The following is a 17,184-nucleotide window of genomic DNA, read 5'->3' as shown; positions in this document are numbered from 1 at the left end:
GGGAGTGTCAATAATTTTGTGTAAATGCCCTTGTTCTGGTAGAACGGCTAGCTTATAGGTAAATTCAGGAAATTTTTCTTTTTGTATAAATTGCTCTGAGCCACAGCGGCAGCTGTTTGTCCTTGACCATGGTGCCTCTTCTTTGCGATTCGTTGTGTTGGGTTCAGGGTTCCCGACCGGCGAGAGCGTAGAAAGAAATCGGTCGTGGTACGCTGGGTGTACGGATGGAGCCCTTAGGGCTTTATTTTTGCCATCTCTCCATTCATGCACCACCACGACCGCGAAACATGGTCAAGGATGGCGGACTTGAGATTAAGCCTGCACCTGTTGATCTTCAAACATATGTAGTAATTCTGGCTTAGCTTGATCAAATCCCCTGTGGCAACGGATACCGAATTTTTGATTATATTCTAAGAATTGAGTAACCAGGAATCGCTCCAAGGCATCTTCGTTGGAAAATTGTTCTTTGCGTTTCACGTATCGCTTAATTTCCTTATTAAACGCTTCGATGAGATTGGTTGAGTAAATACTACGGCGAATGGAAGCAGGGAAATCATAAAACGTTAATAGCTGTTCGTTCCCAACCACCGCGTCAATCACACGTGGATAAATCTTTTTCCATTTGTCCTGGAATGCATTCAAAGCATCTACGGCTTCGTCCCGATCTTTGGCTTGGTAGACGTTTTTAAAATCATCCAGAATGGCTGGGCGGTCTTTCACCCGCACTTTACTAGCAATGTTGCGGGCAACATGAACACAGCAGACCTGATGCTTGGCTTTTGGATAAACACGGTGAATGGCGTCCGTCATGCCGGGTAAACCGTCCGAAATGAATAGAAGGACTTGTTCCAATCCTCTCGCTTGTAGGTGTTGGATCATTTCTTCCCAAACATGCGTCGATTCTGTTGGTGCGATGGTGAAGTCTAGGACTTCTTTCGTTCCTTCCTCAGTAATGCCGATGGCAATATAAACGGCTTCCTTTTCAACCGTTTGACGACGAATGGGAATGTGCGTTGCATCCAGATAGATGCAGACATATCGTTTCTCCAGTTTCCGTTCATGAAAAGCCTGTACATCTTCCGCAACCAGCTGTGTGAAGTTGGATACGGTTTGTCTGGAATAATGATGTCCATACATTCGCTCCATCAAATCTGCAATTTCATCGGTTGTGATACCTTTTTCATAAAGATGAATGACAAACTGTTCCAACGTGTCATTGGAACGCTGATACGGAGCGAGAGTTTCCGGTTGGAATTCACCATTTCGATCTCTGGGGATCGCAAGCTGAAGTTCACCATATTCTGTTTTAAAGGTGCGATCGTAGAATCCGTTCCGTGAGTTACCGGAATGGAATCCTTCGCGGGCATAGGGTTCATAATCCAGAAAAGCAGTTAGTTCATGTTTTAACAACTGATTAACCGCTGTTTCAAGGTGGCGACGAAAAACCTCTTCAATGTCTTGTTTTTGGGCTAGTGCTTCGATTAAATCTGTAGTAAGATGGTTCATAGGGAAGACCTCTTTTCTGTGAATGTTGTCGCTAACTCTATTCTACAGAAAGGGGCTTCCTTTTTTAAATGAAGATCGTTTAATCGTCATTTCTATTTACACAAACTATTTTACACTCTCTTTAAATTATCCATGGCGGGATAGATTAAGTTGATTTTATCAATTTAAAAGTGAATATACAAGATATTGTGAAATTCTAATAATAATTGGTGCTTGTCAGGTATGAGAGAGGTGATTGAGACTATTCACTTTTTTGAAAAAGAAAACTAAAGGTATCAGTTTTACTTAATTTTCTTGTCAATTTTTAAAATAAAAGTAAACGTTAAAAAGTATATCCTGTGTGGGGACAATACGCATTAACGCTTACTTATTTCGAAACCAAATCAATGATACCTCGAATATCATCAATTTCGAGAGCTTCGGCTATTTTTTCAATATGATTGAAATTAATGTTTTCTCTTTTGTGGTTGGACAACTCACTTAATGCTGCATGGCGAATATCCGTTAGGCGTGAGAGTTCTCTTAAGGATATGTCATGCTTCATTATCAAGTCTTTAATTTTAATCACAATCTTTTTTTCGATACTTCTTCACAAGAATAATTTGCTCTCTTTGGATTAAAAGGTAGGGAGCTCTAGTAACAATAATTACCTTGAATAAATGCTAATCTTTTATACTTTGTTCATTTTTTATGAATTGCCAGTACCGATTTAATGTCTCCACATTTTTCTCTGGCTTTTCGCTAATTTCGCTTAATAAAGACAGCTTTTTCATTTTGTTTATCGTTTCCAATTCGGATTTTGAAAGAGATACATCGTCTGATATGTCGTAATAAACGGGTGCTTTTCTTGTGCTTGATACACCCAACAGATAATCTGTTGAAACATTGAATTTTTGGGATATTTTTGCAAGTGTTTCTAACGATGGTTCATTTCTTCCTTGCTCATAGTAACCATATGCACTAGTCGATATATTTAATAATTCACCCATTTTTCTTTGGTCTAAATCATATTCCTCTCGTAGTTCCTTTAATCGCTCTCTAAAAATATCCATTAATGTGTTCACCCTTTTTTAGGGATTATACAATTCAAAAATAGTCGATTGACTATTTACAACAAAAAGTCATAAAACCACTTTACAAACAACAAAATGTTGTATATAATGACACTTGAATTGTTAGATATTTACATCATTTCTAATAATTCCGTTTAGTTAGAAGTTGAAAAAGGAGTGATAAATGTTAAGTAAAGTTAGTCTTATACAAATTCATGGAAACGATCAAATTATATGGGAGGAAGAAACAAATGAACTATAACAATATTTTGTACAAAGTTGATGAAAATGTTTTAACAATTACGATTAATCGCCCGAAATCTTATAACGCACTTAGTGCTCAAACAAAAATTGAGTTAATGGATGCCTTTAAAAAGGGAAACGAAGACGATGATGTTAAATCTATTGTAATTACGGGATCAGGAGATAAAGCGTTTTGTGCCGGACAAGACTTAAATGAAAGTAAAGATATTAATGAATCCTCTGCTCAAGAATGGGTGAATGGATTCGATGAATTATATCGAGTCATCAAATCAGTTAAGAAGCCAATCATAGCTTCGGTAAACGGGTTTTCAGTAGGATCCGGCTTACAACTAGCTTTACTGGCCGATATTCGAATTTCAAACCAGTCTGCTAAGTATGGAATGACTGAAGTCGATGTGGGTCTGGCTTGTGTCATTGGTACGACGATGTTTTGGGAGGTTATGGGTAAATCTAGAACGGTTGATATGATTTTATCTGGAAGATTAATTACTGCTGAAGAAGCTGAAAAATACGGATTAATTACTAGACTAGTATCTAATGACCAATTGAAGGAAGAAACGAGAAAACTTGCATTGGAGTTAGCAAATAAACCTCCAGTTGCTGTTGCTTCTAATAAAGAATGGTTTAAGAGAATGAGTGACGAAACATTCGATCCATGTATGGTTTATGCAGTAGAAGCCCATACAAAAGGATATGCTGCTGGAGAACCCCAACAAAAAATGAAGGAATTTTTTGAGCAACGAAAAGCCAAATAACCACTGAACTAAAACAGGAGGATAATAACTTGAAACTATATGAATATGAAGGGAAACAACTATTTAAAAAATACGGAATACCTATAGCTGATGGTTGGCTGGTGTCTCACATGCCACACAGTATAGACAAACCAGTCGTATTAAAAGCACAGGTTTTGGCAGGTGGTAGAGGGAAGCAAGGCGGAATTATGGTAGTTAATGAGCTAAATGATTTACAGTCTGGTATTGAGTCCGTTGAACGAGCCAAAATCAATAATGAGAAAGTCACAGACGTATATGTGGAAGAAAAAGTTGATTATACAGAAGAATATTATCTGTCCTTAATTGTTGATCGTAATACAAGAACGCCCGTCCTTATAGCTTGTAAGGAGGGCGGAGTTGATATTGAGAGTGTACCACAAGGTAAGATTTTAAAAGTTGTTATTAATCCACTTATCGGATTAAAGCCATACATGGTAAAAAGAGTTGCCAGCTTTCTGCAACTAAAATCAACAGATATTGAAGATATTATTTTTAGCTTATGGGAATTATTTGTAGATCAACAAGCGGAATTGGTAGAAGTTAATCCTTTATTCCAGCTTCATAATAAAGAGTTGTTAGCTGGGGATTCCAAAATTGTTCTGGATAACGACAGACGACAACGACTAGATATTGACTTATTACCTAGGTCCAATCAAACCTTAGAGGATAATATTCAAGAATTGGGAGCTGTTGGAGTTAAAATGGAAGGTGATTTGGCAATCATTACGAGTGGTGCAGGGTTAGGGCTAGCTACCATGGATTTAGTGAAGCATAATCACCAATCGGTTTGTGCACTGATCGATTTAGGTGGGCACGTAATTTACGATGTAGATGCTGCTAGAAATTTAATTAGAGAATTAAAGAAATTAAATCCTAAAATGTTTGTTTTTAATTTTTATTTCCAAGTTGCTAGTTGCTATACGCTTGCGCAAGCCATTTCTGAAGAATTAGGCGATCTTAAATGTCCAGTAGTAGTTCGTCTAAAGGGTGTAGACGAAGAAAAAGCACAAAAAGTTTTACAAGATTATTCCAATATTTATACGACAGAAACTCTTTTAAATTTATTTACAAAAATTAACCAAGGAGTATAGATAACATGGCAATTGTTGTAAACGAAAAATCAAAAGTAATTATTCAGGGAATTACAGGTTCAGTTGGTAGAGGTTTTGTAAAGAGGATGATCCAGTATGAAACGCCAATAGTAGCTGGTACTAGCCCCAATAAAGGTGGTCAGTCCGTATATGGTATTCCTGTTTATAATCATGTTGCAGAAACAGTTAATAAGGAAAAAGCAGACACATCATTTATCATGGTGCCTCCATTAAATGTAAAGGAAGCGGTATTGGAAGCAATTGATGCAGGTATTAAAACAATTGTTGTTTATACAGAAGGGGTTCCTGTTCACCATAGTATGATGCTTGTACAATATGCGAAATTTCACGGTGTATATTTGTTTGGCCCAAATTCAGCAGGTGTTGTTTCAGCAGGAAAAGCTAATGTAAGTGACATACATGATTCCATCCTTATCCCAGGAAAAGTCGGTATTGTGTCTAAAAGTGGGACACTTACATATGAAATAGTCGAAATTTTAAAAAGTTTATCTATAGGTATTAGTACGATAGCATGCTTAGGTGGAGACCCTATAGTGGGTGTTAAGCACAGCGACATCTTGCAGTTATTTGAACAAGATGATGAGACAGATGTGATTATTTATATTGGAGAAATCGGTGGCAATGATGAAATGGCTGCTTCCAACATCATTAAAACGATGAAGAAACCTGTATTTGCTTATATTGCGGGTAAATATGCTCCAAAAAATAAAAGAATGGGACATGCTGGTGCCATTATAAAAGATGAAAATGAGAATGCAGAATATAAGCAACAAATGCTTCAGGAAAGTGGTGCTCAAGTCGTCGATGTTGTCATTGGGCTGGAACAGTTACTAAAAGAGCATATAGCAGAAGGAATGATGAAATAAAAATAGGAATTGGAGGTAACTATGAGAGAACTTAAAGGGAAATTGGCTATTGGGTTAGCAATATGGGCAACAATTGCTGTTTGTTTCCATATCTATACAGCATATTTTGGTGCTTATGAACCGAGAATTCAACGTTCAATACATTTGCTTTTCTTACTTCCGATAGCTTTTATATTGTTTCCATCCAATCGTAATAAGCAGAGTTACACGCCAACTATTATTGATTGGGTATTATTTACTTTAAGTATCATACCGAGTTTTTATTTAATAGTAAATTCAGATGAATTAAATCAGAGAATCGTACATGTAGCCGATATTAGTACAGTTCAGATATTACTTGGTTCTTTAGTCATTGTTTTGGTCATTGAATCTTGTAGAAGGGCAGTATCATTTGTATTTTCTATTGTAATTGGTGTGTTTATCGTGTATATGTTCATTTCGCCTTATCTTGGAGGGTTATTTAAATCCAGAAATATTTCTTATGCTCGTTTTACGGAAAACATGTTTTTGGCAACTGATCAAGGCATATACGGATACTTAACTGGTATTTCAAGTAATATACTTTTTGTTTTTATTACATTCGCAGCTGTTATGATTTGGTCTGGGGTAGGGGATTATTTTAGGGATCTTGCCATCACGTTAACAGGAAAATATCGTGGAGGACCGGCAAAAGTTTCCGTTGTTTCAAGCGGTCTTTACGGCAGTATTAGTGGAAGCTCCGTCGCTGATGTTTATGCAACTGGAAGTTTTAGTATCCCTTTGATGAGGAAAGTTGGTTATCCCCCTATAAAAGCCGGTGCAATTGAAGCAGTAGCGAGTGCTGGAGGTCCTTTAATGCCTCCGGTAATGGGAGCAGCAGCCTTTGTAATGGCAGAAATGACTGGAACAAGCTATACGCTAATTATAAAAGCAGCCATATTAGGGGCTATTATCTATTTTGTAGGTGTCATCTCAACAGTACATTTTGAAGCTGTAAAGTTAAATATCGGGAGAACACCGAAAGAATGGTCTGTTTCATTAAAAAGTATTTTAATACGATCGCCTTATTTTATTCCGTATATCGTGATGATCTACTTTTTATTTGCAGGTTTTTCTCCAGGTAAAAGTGCGGTATATGCAATAATCGCAACACTTTTAATATGGATTTTAAATCCGGCAAATCGTATCAACTTAAAGGATTTAACCAAGGGAGTTACGTTTGCACTTCGAGGGGCTACCATTATCGCTTGTGCACTTGCCGGGGCAGGGATTGTTGTTTCCGTATTATCGGAAACAGGAGCAGCACTGGCACTTGGGAATATTGTATTAAAGCTTTCTCTTGGAAATTTGTGGCTTTCTTTGTTTTTAATCATGCTCGTTGTGTTAATTTTGGGTGCCGGAATTCCGGTCACACCTGCTTATGTTATTACTGCCACAGTAGCTTCAGGTGCTTTATCTACTTTTGATTTACCAATAGTAACGATTCATATGTTTATTTTTTATTTTGCCATTATGGCTGATATAACGCCACCAGTGGGGGTTACATCATTTTCAGCTGCTACTTTGTCAGGGACACCACCGATGAAAACCGCACTTATGACGCCAAAGTTTGCGTTTGCAGGGTTTATTGTACCGTATCTATTTATATTGAATCCTCAGCTATTGTTATATGAAAACTACTCGTGGATGTCTATTGGAAGTGTGTTTCTGTCTACCATTCTTTTGGTAGTAACGATTTCTGCGTTGATTGTCGGCTATATGTTTAGGAAATTAAGCTGGACTAAAACAGTGGTTCTGACAGCTTTGGTAGCGTTTACGATAAGTGATTATTTAAATTTAGCATGGCTAGGAAATCTGTCAATTATTCTATTTATCGCCCTCGAATATACGACCTATAAAAGGAGCAAATCAAAAGGGGGTGTTAATGAACCAGCCATAAAAGTAAATTAAGTCATTAATTAAATATGAAATCCTTGTGAAGGAGGGTCATGAATTAAGAGAATAAACGTTAAAGTAATGAATAATTTTGAAGAAAAAGCTTTTGTCTTGGATAAGAACATCATTTTTAAAAGGGGCGAACGAGTAAAATGAAAAAAATATGTAAAAGTATCATTGTTCTTTTTATAGTATTATTTTTGGCTGCTTGTGGGGGTGATGATACATCTTCGGAAGAGATAAATGCTAATACAGATCAAGATAATGGAACGGAGGAGGAAAGTGGCGATGAAGAAGAAAGTGAAAATGTGGTTACGGAACCAGTGACATTAACTTGGGCAACCGGATCGGACGGAGGCGGATGGTACAGTTCGGCTGGAGGTATTGCGTCAATTATAAATGAAAAGAATCCCAATATTAATATTAAAGTCATCCCTGGTGGAACGCTCCAAAATATTCCTTTTGTAACAAATGGAGAAGCGGATATTGCTTGGGAGCAAGCTCCTTTTCTAGAAACAGCCATGCAAGGTGTCGAACCATTTGAAGAAGTGCATGATAACTTAGTTGCGATTGGTACAGGATTCAGCCCGGTCTACTTTCATTTTGCGGTAGGTGCCGATTCTGGAATTGATAGTATTGACCAAATTTTTGAAGAACAAATGCCAGTTAAAATTTCTGTGACTCCTGTCAATAACTCGGATGAAATGCTTTTGAGGAAGTTTTTGGAATTTTATGATGTGACGTATGACGATATTAAATCGTGGGGTGGAGACATTTATCACGGAAGTTATACAGAACAATCATCTCAGTTCCAAGATAATAATGTTGATGCCATGTTTATTGAATTAGGATTACCAGGAGCGGCAATAACGGAAGCTGCAAATTCCAGAGATATGAAGCTGCTGCCTATTCCTAAAGACGTTATTGAGCATTTAGCTGAATACTCCGTGATCGAAGGAACAATCCCAGCAGGTACATATCCGAAAGCCGTAAATGGGGATGAGGATATTGAATCTGCTATTTTGGAAACTATGCTAGTGGCAAGTAAAGATGTTCCGGAAGATGTTATTTATGAAATTACAAAAATTATTAATGAAAATACGGATAGGTTTGAATCTATCCATGCAAGTTTGGCAGAATATGAGACGGAAAATGCGATTGAGACGATTACCATGGATTTACATCCTGGAGCGGAGAAATATTATAAGGAAATTGGCTTAATGGATTAATGAAGAATGCTGTTTGTTGGTATATTAACTGACCGCTTGTAAGTTTTCGTTTTAATAAATTGGAGGAGAGGCATGGTAAAGCAATTAGGCCAGTACTTGTATTTGGTCTAGGTATCGTTTTATCATGCCATCCATTAGAACTTTAAACCGTTTTGATTATGCGATAAATCTACTGAATAAAAATCTATGGGAAATAAGATTTATCAAATTGGTAGGAGAAAGGAGGGAACATTGTTATTGGAAAAATCGGTGTGCTCTTATTAGATACAGATTTATACCGTCCTATAGGAGATATAGGGAATCAAGATACATTTACGTACCCGGTGTTGTATGAAAAAGTAAAGGGTGCAACAATTGAAAAAGTGGTGAAAGTTGGTGACAAAACCCTTATTGATCCATTTATTCATGCTGCAAAGAGGCTGGAAAAACAAGGTGTTCAAGCAATTACTACAAGTTGTGGCTTTTTAGCTTTATTTCAAAAAGAAATTGCTAAGGAATTAAAAGTTCCATTTTTTTCATCTAGTTTGATGCAAATCCCATTTGTGTACCAACTCATTGGAGTCAATGGTGAAATTGGCGTTTTAACAGCAAGTGAGATTGATTTAACAAAAGAGCATCTGAAAGGAGTCGATGTTGGGGACATTCCGTTGGTTATCAAAGGAATGGATTCATCAACTGAATTTAATCGAACCATAATTCATGAAGCTCCAAATATGAATGTAAAAAAGATGGAAGTAGAAATGGTAACAATGGCTAAACATATAATAATGAATCATCAAAATGTTAAAGCACTTGTGTTGGAGTGTGCAAATATGCCGCCTTATGCGGACAGCATAAGAGAAAGGGTTCAAATACCAGTTTTTGATATTGTTACGTTAACGAATTATGTGTATGCGTCTATCTGAATGATGAAATATTTGGTGAAGCGTTACTATTTAAGGAGCGGAAAATCCTGAAATTCGTACAGAATGGCTCAAAGAAGGCGTGTTACTCGTATTAACCGGAGCAGCAAATTTATCAGAGGATTGCTATATAAAAAGTAAAATTGTCGCTGATAATTGGAAGATGCACGAATCATGGTTGCAAGACGGGAAAGAAAGGGTGTTAATAGCATTGTTGATTGGGCACCAACTGGTGATTTGCTTTTGTTGTATAATGAGGGCAAAGTTAAAAAAGAGGATATTTCTGACTTGGGTGACATTGCATCGGAGGGAACGAGCCCTCGCAGTGATTCGCGTGATAAAGTAATTTTTGTAACAGGCGGTTTGGCCGTTGAGGATGTAGCTTGGGCGTATGAAGTCTATCAAAATGCCGTAAATAAAGGAATTGGACAAACGCTGGAGCTGTGGGATAGGCCGCATTGGGTTTGAGTGGGCATTGATATGAGTGGGAGTTTTGTTTGACTTGGAGAAAGAAATGAAGAAACTTGAAGTCTCTCTGTTGTTGATAATTGATCGGGAACATTATAAATTGTATTAACTCCTTTTGGGCTCATGAAGAATTAGGGGATTCTTTGTGGGCTTTTTTTGTTCTCAAACAACTTGATGGGCAAGGGAGTATTTTCATCAAGCTGACTCAAAATGACATGTTTTAGAGTCATTAGTCAAGCGTTATTAAGGCATTTCTGCACATGTCATATTTAAGATTAATTCTTTATGCTTTTTTTCTGGGTAAAGAAAGTCCTCAACCAAGGATCGGTCATTTTGTCATCTAATGGCAGTTTCACCCCTTTCTTTTTCGTCTGTTAAACTATTTCTGTGATTATCTGACGGGATTGTGTAATCATAGCGATACTTCGGAACGCCACATTTTCCGCATGCAACTTCGAAATTTTCCAATATGGGTACATATAAAAATCTTCTATATACATAGAGTCATACTGATAAATCATCGGCATGCTCATTTAATAGTAGCGGCTAATTTTGGCTTTTGTCAGATAATTAAGGAGTATTTATCGGAATATAAAGGAATTACCAATTTTATGGAGAATTTAGTAAAAAGAAGGGAGGTATGCTTATGCCAACAACTGGTGAAAAGCCTGGTAAGGGAACCTACAAATGTAAGAACTGTGGAAACGAAGTGACATTGGATGACACTACTGATACTCTACCACCATGTGCTAACTGTGACGGAACTGAATTTAGGAAAGTGTAAATGACTAGTGCCTCCCTTTGTGGGAGGCATGTTACTGGAATGATAAGAATGGAAACGCCGAAATTACTGAACATCTATTTTTTTCACTTTCAAAGTTTATGAATATAAGGATCTGTCCCCAAAAAATACAATTGTTCATTTATGAAGGACGTTGTGGATTTGGATGAATGCATGTGAAGTTATGAGCATGAAGAAGGTGAACGCGGTAGTTTTCTCTGGTAGTAGGTGCTTTAAAAACATAAAAAGTTTTTATAGAAGTTTGCAGGATATTTTGTTTCTGTGCAGAATAATTTAAGTTAGTGTAATGCATTCTTTATTATGCCCCGCTATTTAATTTCCCCCCATTCTTTATTATTCTTTTCCCTTTTGATTTTAGAAAAAAGTATATAATTACAATCAAGTAGGTTATTTTTTTGCCTAGGAAGAAACGGGTTTGGTATCCTGGTGCGAAATTTGATATTACTAGTCGTGGAATTCGTCGAACAACGTTATTTCATGACGATGAAGACAGGTTGAAATATTTAACGTTGGTGGAAGAAGCAAAAGAACGAACGCCATGCATTCTCTAAACATATTGCCTCATGACAAACCACATTCATCTTCAAATAGAAGTGATTGATCAGCCTACAGGGAAGATCATGAAACATGTCCACTTTCATTATGCCACCTATTTGAATCAAAAATACCATTTTATAGATCATGTATTTGAAAGTCGATATGCAGCGGAACTGCTAACGGATGTTGACTATGAATTAGAAGTAAATAGGTATATCCATTTGAATCCGATTCGTGAGGTGGAACCAGAGAAGTGTTACATTATCAGGTTATCTAGCATACCGGTTTTGCGAAGTTAATAACTCAATAGAGTATAGATTAACTGGCTCATCTCTGATTGTTGAGGTGGGCCATTTTTTACGTTTGTTCAAAAAACTTAAAAAGTAGCGATGTGGTAAAATAAGGTATAAACAAATGGCTATATGGTTAGTGTAAATGGTTTAGTAATAAATTTTTGGAGCATTGGAGGGGTCAAAGTGAAGATAATTGGTTTTAAAATTAATAACTATAAGTCAATGGGATCGAAAGAGAATTATTTATCTGTAGAGCCAAAAATTACTGCCCTAATCGGAAAGAATGAATCCGGGAAGAGTAATATCCTAGAGGCTGTAGGCAAATTGTCATTTGATAGACCACTTAGTCCTAGTTACCTTAATAATAAAAATAGGGGAGCTTCTGATGAGGTTTCTATCATTGTTCATTTGGAATACTATCAGGGTGAATTAAATGAATTTGAAATAAGTCAAGCAAATACATCAATTAGTTTCACTGATAACACAGTGGTTAAGATTGAAGGTGGATTATCGGAATTATTGAACGATGATAAATTATTAATGGAGGCGATTCAAAGTGTTCTGGAAATGAATATTAGAAGTGTTTGGGGAAATAACTCTAACCGCATTAAATCAGTACAAGATTATTTGAATGGCTTGGAGGCCATAACTTCACAAGTTTATATAAATCATAGCGCTAGATTAGCTAATTTAAAAAATTGGATAACCAATGATTATACAAGCAAGGAAGATTTGATCGAGAAATTGGAGGTTATTGATAATTGTCTTACAAAGTATTATTCTCTTCTACCTAGTGTGTATTACCGTGAACAATATCCACAGTTAGAAGCAAATTATAAATATGATGATATAAAAAATATTTTCAAGGAACCAAACCATATCTTTAATAGATTCCTTTTAGCAGCAGGTATTACTGAACAAGAAATAGTAGATGCATTTGAAGACCCTATAGATGGTAATAGGAAAACTGTCCGAAATAGAATTGCAAGAAAAATTCAGAAAAACGTTGAGGCAGAGTTTAATGAATTTTATAATCAAGAGAAAATTGAATTTCAAGTAGAATTTGAGAATCGTGTCTTTAAAATATATATATTAACTGACGATAAGGCAATGAACCTAAGTGAAAGAAGTAATGGATTACGTTGGTACATAAGCATATTTGTCGATGTGCTTTCTCGTGAGTATAAAAATAAATCTTTAGTTTATTTGTTAGATGAACCAGGAGTATATTTACATGTTAATGCTCAAAAGCAACTCCTAGAATTATTTTCAAGACTAGCAAAAAGAGATAACCAGGTAATATATACTACACATTCTCCCTTCATGATAGACAGTAGAGACATAACTAATGTTAGGGCTATTGAAAAAGTTGAGGGAGGTAATACAAAAATATTTAAGAGTGCTTACGACCAAAATTTATCAAATGACTCAAAAATGGAAACCTTATCTCCTTTAGTGCAAGCAATTGGAGCGGATTTAAAGTTTAATATAGGACCATCAAGTAATAATAATCTCATTACTGAGGGCATTACAGATTACATGTATATGAATGCCATGATAAATTATTTGGAAATTGATAATGCCCCAAATATCATACCTTCAGCAGGTGTTAGTAATATCAATAGAATTGTTTCGATTTTAATTGGCTGGGGATGTGAATTTAAAATTTTATTAGACTATGATAAAGCTGGTTACAACGAATACGATGTTTTAGTCAATAAACTGGATGAGACTCTAAAAGATAAAATTTTATTCGTAAGTTGTAACAAAGAAGTAGTTAAGGAGAATATGGTGAGCAATCCACAGACAATTGAGTCGTTAATTTCTATAGATGACTCTAAAGAATTGAGTACCCCATACGATGGTTCTAGTTCGTCAAAGAAATTAGCCGCAAAAGAATTTCACGATAAAGTAGTAAACAGGGAAATACAACTTGATAATGAGACAGTATCTAATTTTAAAACATTGTTTGAAACATTAAATATTCAAGAATATAATCTAGCTATCGTTAGAAATTAATAAGATAAGGATCTTTTTTCTCAACCATGTATGCATGAAAAATGTTGATTGAAAAGAGATGATAATATGATGCAAGAAGCGAAACGAATATTCCTCTCATCTCCGCATATGACCGGCCGAGAGCAGAAATACATACAAGAAGCATTTGATTTAAATTGGAGCCTTATAAATCAAAACTTCACAGCAGCTAAGTAATCAATTTTATTTTAATTTGCGCATATTATGCTATACTAGTGGGTAACGAAAAACGATGAAGTGGAGGGTGCATATGAATCGAGAAGTTTTCAACAAGGCTCCGGTTACAGAGGCATTACTGAATATAAAAGTAAAATTACCTTCACAAATTACATTAGCAACTTTAGATAATTTTCATGAGAAAATTAAAAATAACTATCCTTATAAAAGAAAGATACAAACTTGGGAGGGTGGCATGGAATTCAATGCTAAAGGGGCGCCTAAGGTTGATGAACCTACAAGTACCATTGATGGGTATATATTCAAGTCCGTTGATGGAAGTAAAATTGTTCAAGCACGTTTTGATGGCTTAACATTTCATATGTTATCACCCTATTCTGAATGGAAAGATTTTGTCGAGGAAGCCGAAAACTTATGGAATATTTACAAAGCGTTTTTAACCCCAACAATCATATTGCAACTTGGACTACGATATATTAACCGAATAGAACTTCCTTTACCTGTTCACGACCTCAAAGAATATTTGCTAACGGTTCCAGACGTGTCTTCCACAGTCAATTATCCGCTTTCCGGTTTTTTCATGCGTCTTGTAATGAAGGATAATGACTCTGATGCAATAGCAATTGTTACTGAAACAATTGATCAGGATAATCAGGATTCTACTATTTTACCCATTATTTTTGATACTGATGTTACTATTAATGATTTAAACCTTGATTACAAAGATGATTTTTGGGAGCAGGTAGCCCAGATGAGAAACTTTAAAAATAATTTGTTCTTTAACAGTTTAACCGAAAAAGGAAAGGAGTTGTTTCGCTGATGTTAATCGTAGAGGACAGCCAAATTATAAATCCTTTAAATCTGTCTTCAAATAATGTAGATGTTAGCAACAGATGGCAGAATGAAATTATAAGTAAGGATATGGAAGTTATATCTAAACAGTATAATGACATTTATAATCACTTCTTTCTCCCCTTTTGACAGCAAATTTCATTTAATAACAGTTGGGTGAAAGAGGCACAATCACTTTTTCCAGCTATGAGGTCACTTTCAGAAAAAGAGACGGATATCCATTTAAAAGGAATTAAGCGTGTCTTTAAATCAACTGGAAGGAATCTTCACAACCATGATTGGTGAATTTATTACCTTCGTAGAAAAAATGTTTCCGATGGATCCTTACACAGCAGAGAAAGCCCGAACTGCTATAAGGCAATTTGAATTAAAGAAAGCTAGTGAAGGAGAAGGACAGTCCCTTTATCAGTTTTTTATGCCAACTCCTTTTCCTTATCTTTCCCAAGGCGATATTATTGATAATGTACCATTTCAATTGGAAGATCCTGATACGGGGGAAATTATGTTGTATCGAGGTCCAGGTATGCTATTATCGAATACTTGTGATGCAGAAAGGGATCCTTATATCGTGATTTCCCCATTACTAGAATTGGATAAAATGTACGGAAAAAGAAAGAAGGATTTTAGTACAAATCTGACTTATAATTTGTTATATTTTCCTGATAGTCGGTTCTCAAATTATATAATAGATTTAACGATCATGAATACGTTTTCCAGAAAGATTATTCTGCAAAACTATGAAACAACAGCCTCCTTGAATCAGATTGGTTATTATCTCTTTCTTTGTAAGTTAACTGTTCAACTTATGAGACCGGAGGATGAAGATGTACAAGCGCACAGAAGTGGTGCAAGTTAGATTGTTATTCCACCAGGGTGCCTGTCACTCCCTGCATTATAATTTGTTAACTAAATGGTGAGTTATTGTTTTATTAATTTTTAAACTTTATCTCATTTATGTGTTTGTCTATAACAACGGAACTGTTGGCTGAATATGCCTTATACATAATATCCACATAAGCGTCAAAGAGCCCATACCAGTTTACTAGGTGTGGGCTCTTTGACGCTTAAATTACACCCCACTCTTCGTACAAAATTCAACAAACTTATAAAATAACCTTCTATTTAATAGAGATTTTGATAAACTTAATCTAATAGTAATTGATTAGACGCTGGAAACGTTCGATATAGTAGGTGTGGTTATATTTTATAGGAAGAAGACACATCTGCTAAGTATTGTTAGCTTTACAACAGCGTTTTTAAATATTGTATTTAAATCCCTTCTTTATAATAATGAATCGAGCGGTTGGAGTTGCTCAAACAATCTCATTAGCTTTTCTGTATCGCTTATTATAACTTGGGTATGATCTTCAAAGGTTGCTGTGGAAAAAGAATAGAAAAGAGGATAACTCGTAATGACAAATTTTAATAACAAGACAATTTTAGTAACAGGTGGGACAGGCTCGTTTGGTCAAATGTTTATTACAAAGGCATTAAAACTAAATGTGAAAAAAGTTATAGTCTTTAGCCGCGATGAACTAAAGCAATATGAAATGGCTCAAGAATATACGGACAGTCGGATGCGTTTTTTTATTGGGGATGTTCGAGATAAAGATCGTTTGTACAGAGCTTTTGATGGGGTGGATTATGTTGTACATGCTGCTGCCTTAAAGCACGTCGAAGCTTGTGAATATAATCCGTTTGAAGCGGTTAAAACAAATATTAATGGTGCACAAAATATCGTTGAAGCAGCAATTGATAGAGGTGTAAAAAAAGTAATTGCGTTGAGCACAGATAAAGCTGCTAGTCCAATCAACCTATATGGTGCAACTAAATTAGCGTCTGATAAACTCTTTGTTGCAGCTAACTCATATGCGGGCGATAAAAATACTTCCTTTGCAGTTGTTCGCTATGGAAATGTAGTTGGCAGCCGTGGTAGTGTTGTCCCATTTTTTGAAAAAATAAAAGAAACAGGTACTATTCCAATTACAGATGAACGAATGACTCGTTTTTGGATTACGCTGGATCAAGGAGTTCAATTTGTCATTGACAGCTTTAATAGAATGCATGGAGGAGAAATATTTGTTCCCAAAATTCCAAGTATGAAAGTAACCGATTTGGCAGAGGCCATCGCACCAGAATGCAAAATGGAATTCATAGGTATCAGACCTGGTGAGAAACTACACGAAGCAATGATTACAGAAGATGATGCACGCCGAACATTAGACATGGGGGGCTACTACATTATTCAGCCTGAATTTCCGTGGTGGAAAAATGAGCTATGCCATGGAGGAAAGAGTCTGGAAGATGGATTTAGTTATGTAAGTGATACGAATGAAGAATGGTTATCGGTTGAGGAGTTACGTGAATTGGTTAAAATAAGTAAAGGTGATAAATAAT

General features: G+C 35.9%; 17 protein-coding genes. 14 read left to right on the top strand and 3 right to left on the bottom strand.

Annotation, left to right across the window (positions count from 1 at the left end):
* Positions 1-312: 312 nt before the first annotated feature.
* The 3 genes from ACLIBG_RS13665 to ACLIBG_RS13655 all read right to left on the bottom strand — a co-directional run bounded on the left by ACLIBG_RS13665 (position 313) and on the right by ACLIBG_RS13655 (position 2,558).
* Entirely contained in the window at positions 313-1,506 is a 1,194-nt protein-coding gene (locus ACLIBG_RS13665; protein WP_439313323.1) for an IS256 family transposase, read from the bottom strand.
* A gap of 367 nt (positions 1,507-1,873) precedes the next feature.
* A complete protein-coding gene (locus tag ACLIBG_RS13660; RefSeq protein ID WP_439313326.1) occupies positions 1,874-2,089 on the bottom strand; it encodes a helix-turn-helix domain-containing protein in 216 nt (71 codons plus the stop codon).
* Positions 2,090-2,168: 79 nt separating this feature from the next.
* Positions 2,169-2,558 carry a helix-turn-helix domain-containing protein gene (locus tag ACLIBG_RS13655; RefSeq protein ID WP_439313322.1) on the bottom strand — a complete coding sequence of 130 codons (390 nt, stop codon included), beginning with the start codon at positions 2,556-2,558 and terminating at the stop codon, positions 2,169-2,171.
* Positions 2,559-2,809: 251 nt separating this feature from the next.
* Between ACLIBG_RS13655 and ACLIBG_RS13650 the strand changes: the two genes are divergently transcribed.
* The 14 genes from ACLIBG_RS13650 to pseB all read left to right on the top strand — a co-directional run bounded on the left by ACLIBG_RS13650 (position 2,810) and on the right by pseB (position 17,183).
* Positions 2,810-3,577, top strand: coding sequence for an enoyl-CoA hydratase/isomerase family protein (locus ACLIBG_RS13650; protein ID WP_439313321.1), 768 nt, complete (start codon positions 2,810-2,812; stop codon positions 3,575-3,577).
* A gap of 29 nt (positions 3,578-3,606) precedes the next feature.
* Positions 3,607-4,689 (top strand): ATP-grasp domain-containing protein, encoded by a 1,083-nt coding sequence (locus tag ACLIBG_RS13645; RefSeq protein ID WP_439313320.1) that lies wholly within the window; start codon positions 3,607-3,609, stop codon positions 4,687-4,689.
* A 5-nt stretch (positions 4,690-4,694) separates the two neighbouring features.
* Positions 4,695-5,576: a succinate--CoA ligase subunit alpha gene (locus tag ACLIBG_RS13640; protein WP_439313319.1), complete on the top strand. Its 882-nt coding sequence runs from the start codon at positions 4,695-4,697 to the stop codon at positions 5,574-5,576.
* Between the two features lie 21 nt (positions 5,577-5,597).
* On the top strand, positions 5,598-7,505 hold the full coding sequence (locus tag ACLIBG_RS13635) for a TRAP transporter permease (RefSeq protein WP_439313318.1): 1,908 nt from the start codon (positions 5,598-5,600) through the stop codon (positions 7,503-7,505).
* Positions 7,506-7,642: 137 nt separating this feature from the next.
* Positions 7,643-8,719, top strand: a complete 1,077-nt coding sequence (locus ACLIBG_RS13630; protein ID WP_439313317.1) for a TAXI family TRAP transporter solute-binding subunit — start codon at positions 7,643-7,645, stop codon at positions 8,717-8,719.
* A gap of 230 nt (positions 8,720-8,949) precedes the next feature.
* On the top strand, positions 8,950-9,624 hold the full coding sequence (locus tag ACLIBG_RS13625) for an aspartate/glutamate racemase family protein (protein ID WP_439313325.1): 675 nt from the start codon (positions 8,950-8,952) through the stop codon (positions 9,622-9,624).
* A 171-nt stretch (positions 9,625-9,795) separates the two neighbouring features.
* On the top strand, positions 9,796-10,089 hold the full coding sequence (locus ACLIBG_RS13620) for a hypothetical protein (RefSeq protein WP_439313316.1): 294 nt from the start codon (positions 9,796-9,798) through the stop codon (positions 10,087-10,089).
* A gap of 640 nt (positions 10,090-10,729) precedes the next feature.
* A complete protein-coding gene (locus ACLIBG_RS13615) occupies positions 10,730-10,873 on the top strand; it encodes a zinc ribbon-containing protein (RefSeq protein WP_439313315.1) in 144 nt (47 codons plus the stop codon).
* 413 nt (positions 10,874-11,286) lie between these two features.
* Positions 11,287-11,442 carry a hypothetical protein gene (locus tag ACLIBG_RS13610; RefSeq protein ID WP_439313314.1) on the top strand — a complete coding sequence of 52 codons (156 nt, stop codon included), beginning with the start codon at positions 11,287-11,289 and terminating at the stop codon, positions 11,440-11,442.
* Positions 11,443-11,454: 12 nt separating this feature from the next.
* Positions 11,455-11,727, top strand: a complete 273-nt coding sequence (locus tag ACLIBG_RS13605) for a transposase (RefSeq protein ID WP_439313313.1) — start codon at positions 11,455-11,457, stop codon at positions 11,725-11,727.
* Positions 11,728-11,904: 177 nt separating this feature from the next.
* Positions 11,905-13,740 (top strand): AAA family ATPase, encoded by a 1,836-nt coding sequence (locus ACLIBG_RS13600; protein WP_439313312.1) that lies wholly within the window; start codon positions 11,905-11,907, stop codon positions 13,738-13,740.
* A gap of 268 nt (positions 13,741-14,008) precedes the next feature.
* Positions 14,009-14,755: a TIGR04255 family protein gene (locus tag ACLIBG_RS13595; protein WP_439313311.1), complete on the top strand. Its 747-nt coding sequence runs from the start codon at positions 14,009-14,011 to the stop codon at positions 14,753-14,755.
* Positions 14,756-15,025: 270 nt separating this feature from the next.
* Complete coding sequence (locus ACLIBG_RS13590; protein ID WP_439313310.1) at positions 15,026-15,643, top strand: hypothetical protein; 618 nt, start codon at positions 15,026-15,028, stop codon at positions 15,641-15,643.
* Positions 15,644-16,199: 556 nt separating this feature from the next.
* Positions 16,200-17,183, top strand: coding sequence for a UDP-N-acetylglucosamine 4,6-dehydratase (inverting) (gene pseB / locus ACLIBG_RS13585; RefSeq protein ID WP_439313309.1), 984 nt, complete (start codon positions 16,200-16,202; stop codon positions 17,181-17,183).
* Position 17,184 lies beyond the last annotated feature (1 nt).

The organism is Virgibacillus sp. W0181, assembly GCF_051846915.1.
GTDB lineage: Bacteria > Bacillota > Bacilli > Bacillales > Amphibacillaceae > JBPYCR01.
The sequence above is the reverse complement of the archived record's forward strand: the minus strand, read 5'-3'. Positions and strand labels throughout refer to the sequence as shown.

Bases quoted from the DNA above. Each gene is read 5' to 3' on its own strand.
- ACLIBG_RS13665 (WP_439313323.1), bottom strand. From the start codon at position 1,506: ATGAACCATCTTACTACAGATTTAATCGAAGCACTAGCCCAAAAACAA.
- ACLIBG_RS13655 (WP_439313322.1), bottom strand. From the start codon at position 2,558: ATGGATATTTTTAGAGAGCGATTAAAGGAACTACGAGAGGAATATGAT.
- ACLIBG_RS13650 (WP_439313321.1), top strand. From the start codon at position 2,810: ATGAACTATAACAATATTTTGTACAAAGTTGATGAAAATGTTTTAACA.
- ACLIBG_RS13640 (WP_439313319.1), top strand. From the start codon at position 4,695: ATGGCAATTGTTGTAAACGAAAAATCAAAAGTAATTATTCAGGGAATT.
- ACLIBG_RS13635 (WP_439313318.1), top strand. From the start codon at position 5,598: ATGAGAGAACTTAAAGGGAAATTGGCTATTGGGTTAGCAATATGGGCA.
- ACLIBG_RS13630 (WP_439313317.1), top strand. From the start codon at position 7,643: ATGAAAAAAATATGTAAAAGTATCATTGTTCTTTTTATAGTATTATTT.
- ACLIBG_RS13620 (WP_439313316.1), top strand. From the start codon at position 9,796: ATGGTTGCAAGACGGGAAAGAAAGGGTGTTAATAGCATTGTTGATTGG.
- ACLIBG_RS13615 (WP_439313315.1), top strand. From the start codon at position 10,730: ATGCTTATGCCAACAACTGGTGAAAAGCCTGGTAAGGGAACCTACAAA.
- ACLIBG_RS13605 (WP_439313313.1), top strand. From the start codon at position 11,455: ATGACAAACCACATTCATCTTCAAATAGAAGTGATTGATCAGCCTACA.
- ACLIBG_RS13595 (WP_439313311.1), top strand. From the start codon at position 14,009: ATGAATCGAGAAGTTTTCAACAAGGCTCCGGTTACAGAGGCATTACTG.
- pseB (WP_439313309.1), top strand. From the start codon at position 16,200: ATGACAAATTTTAATAACAAGACAATTTTAGTAACAGGTGGGACAGGC.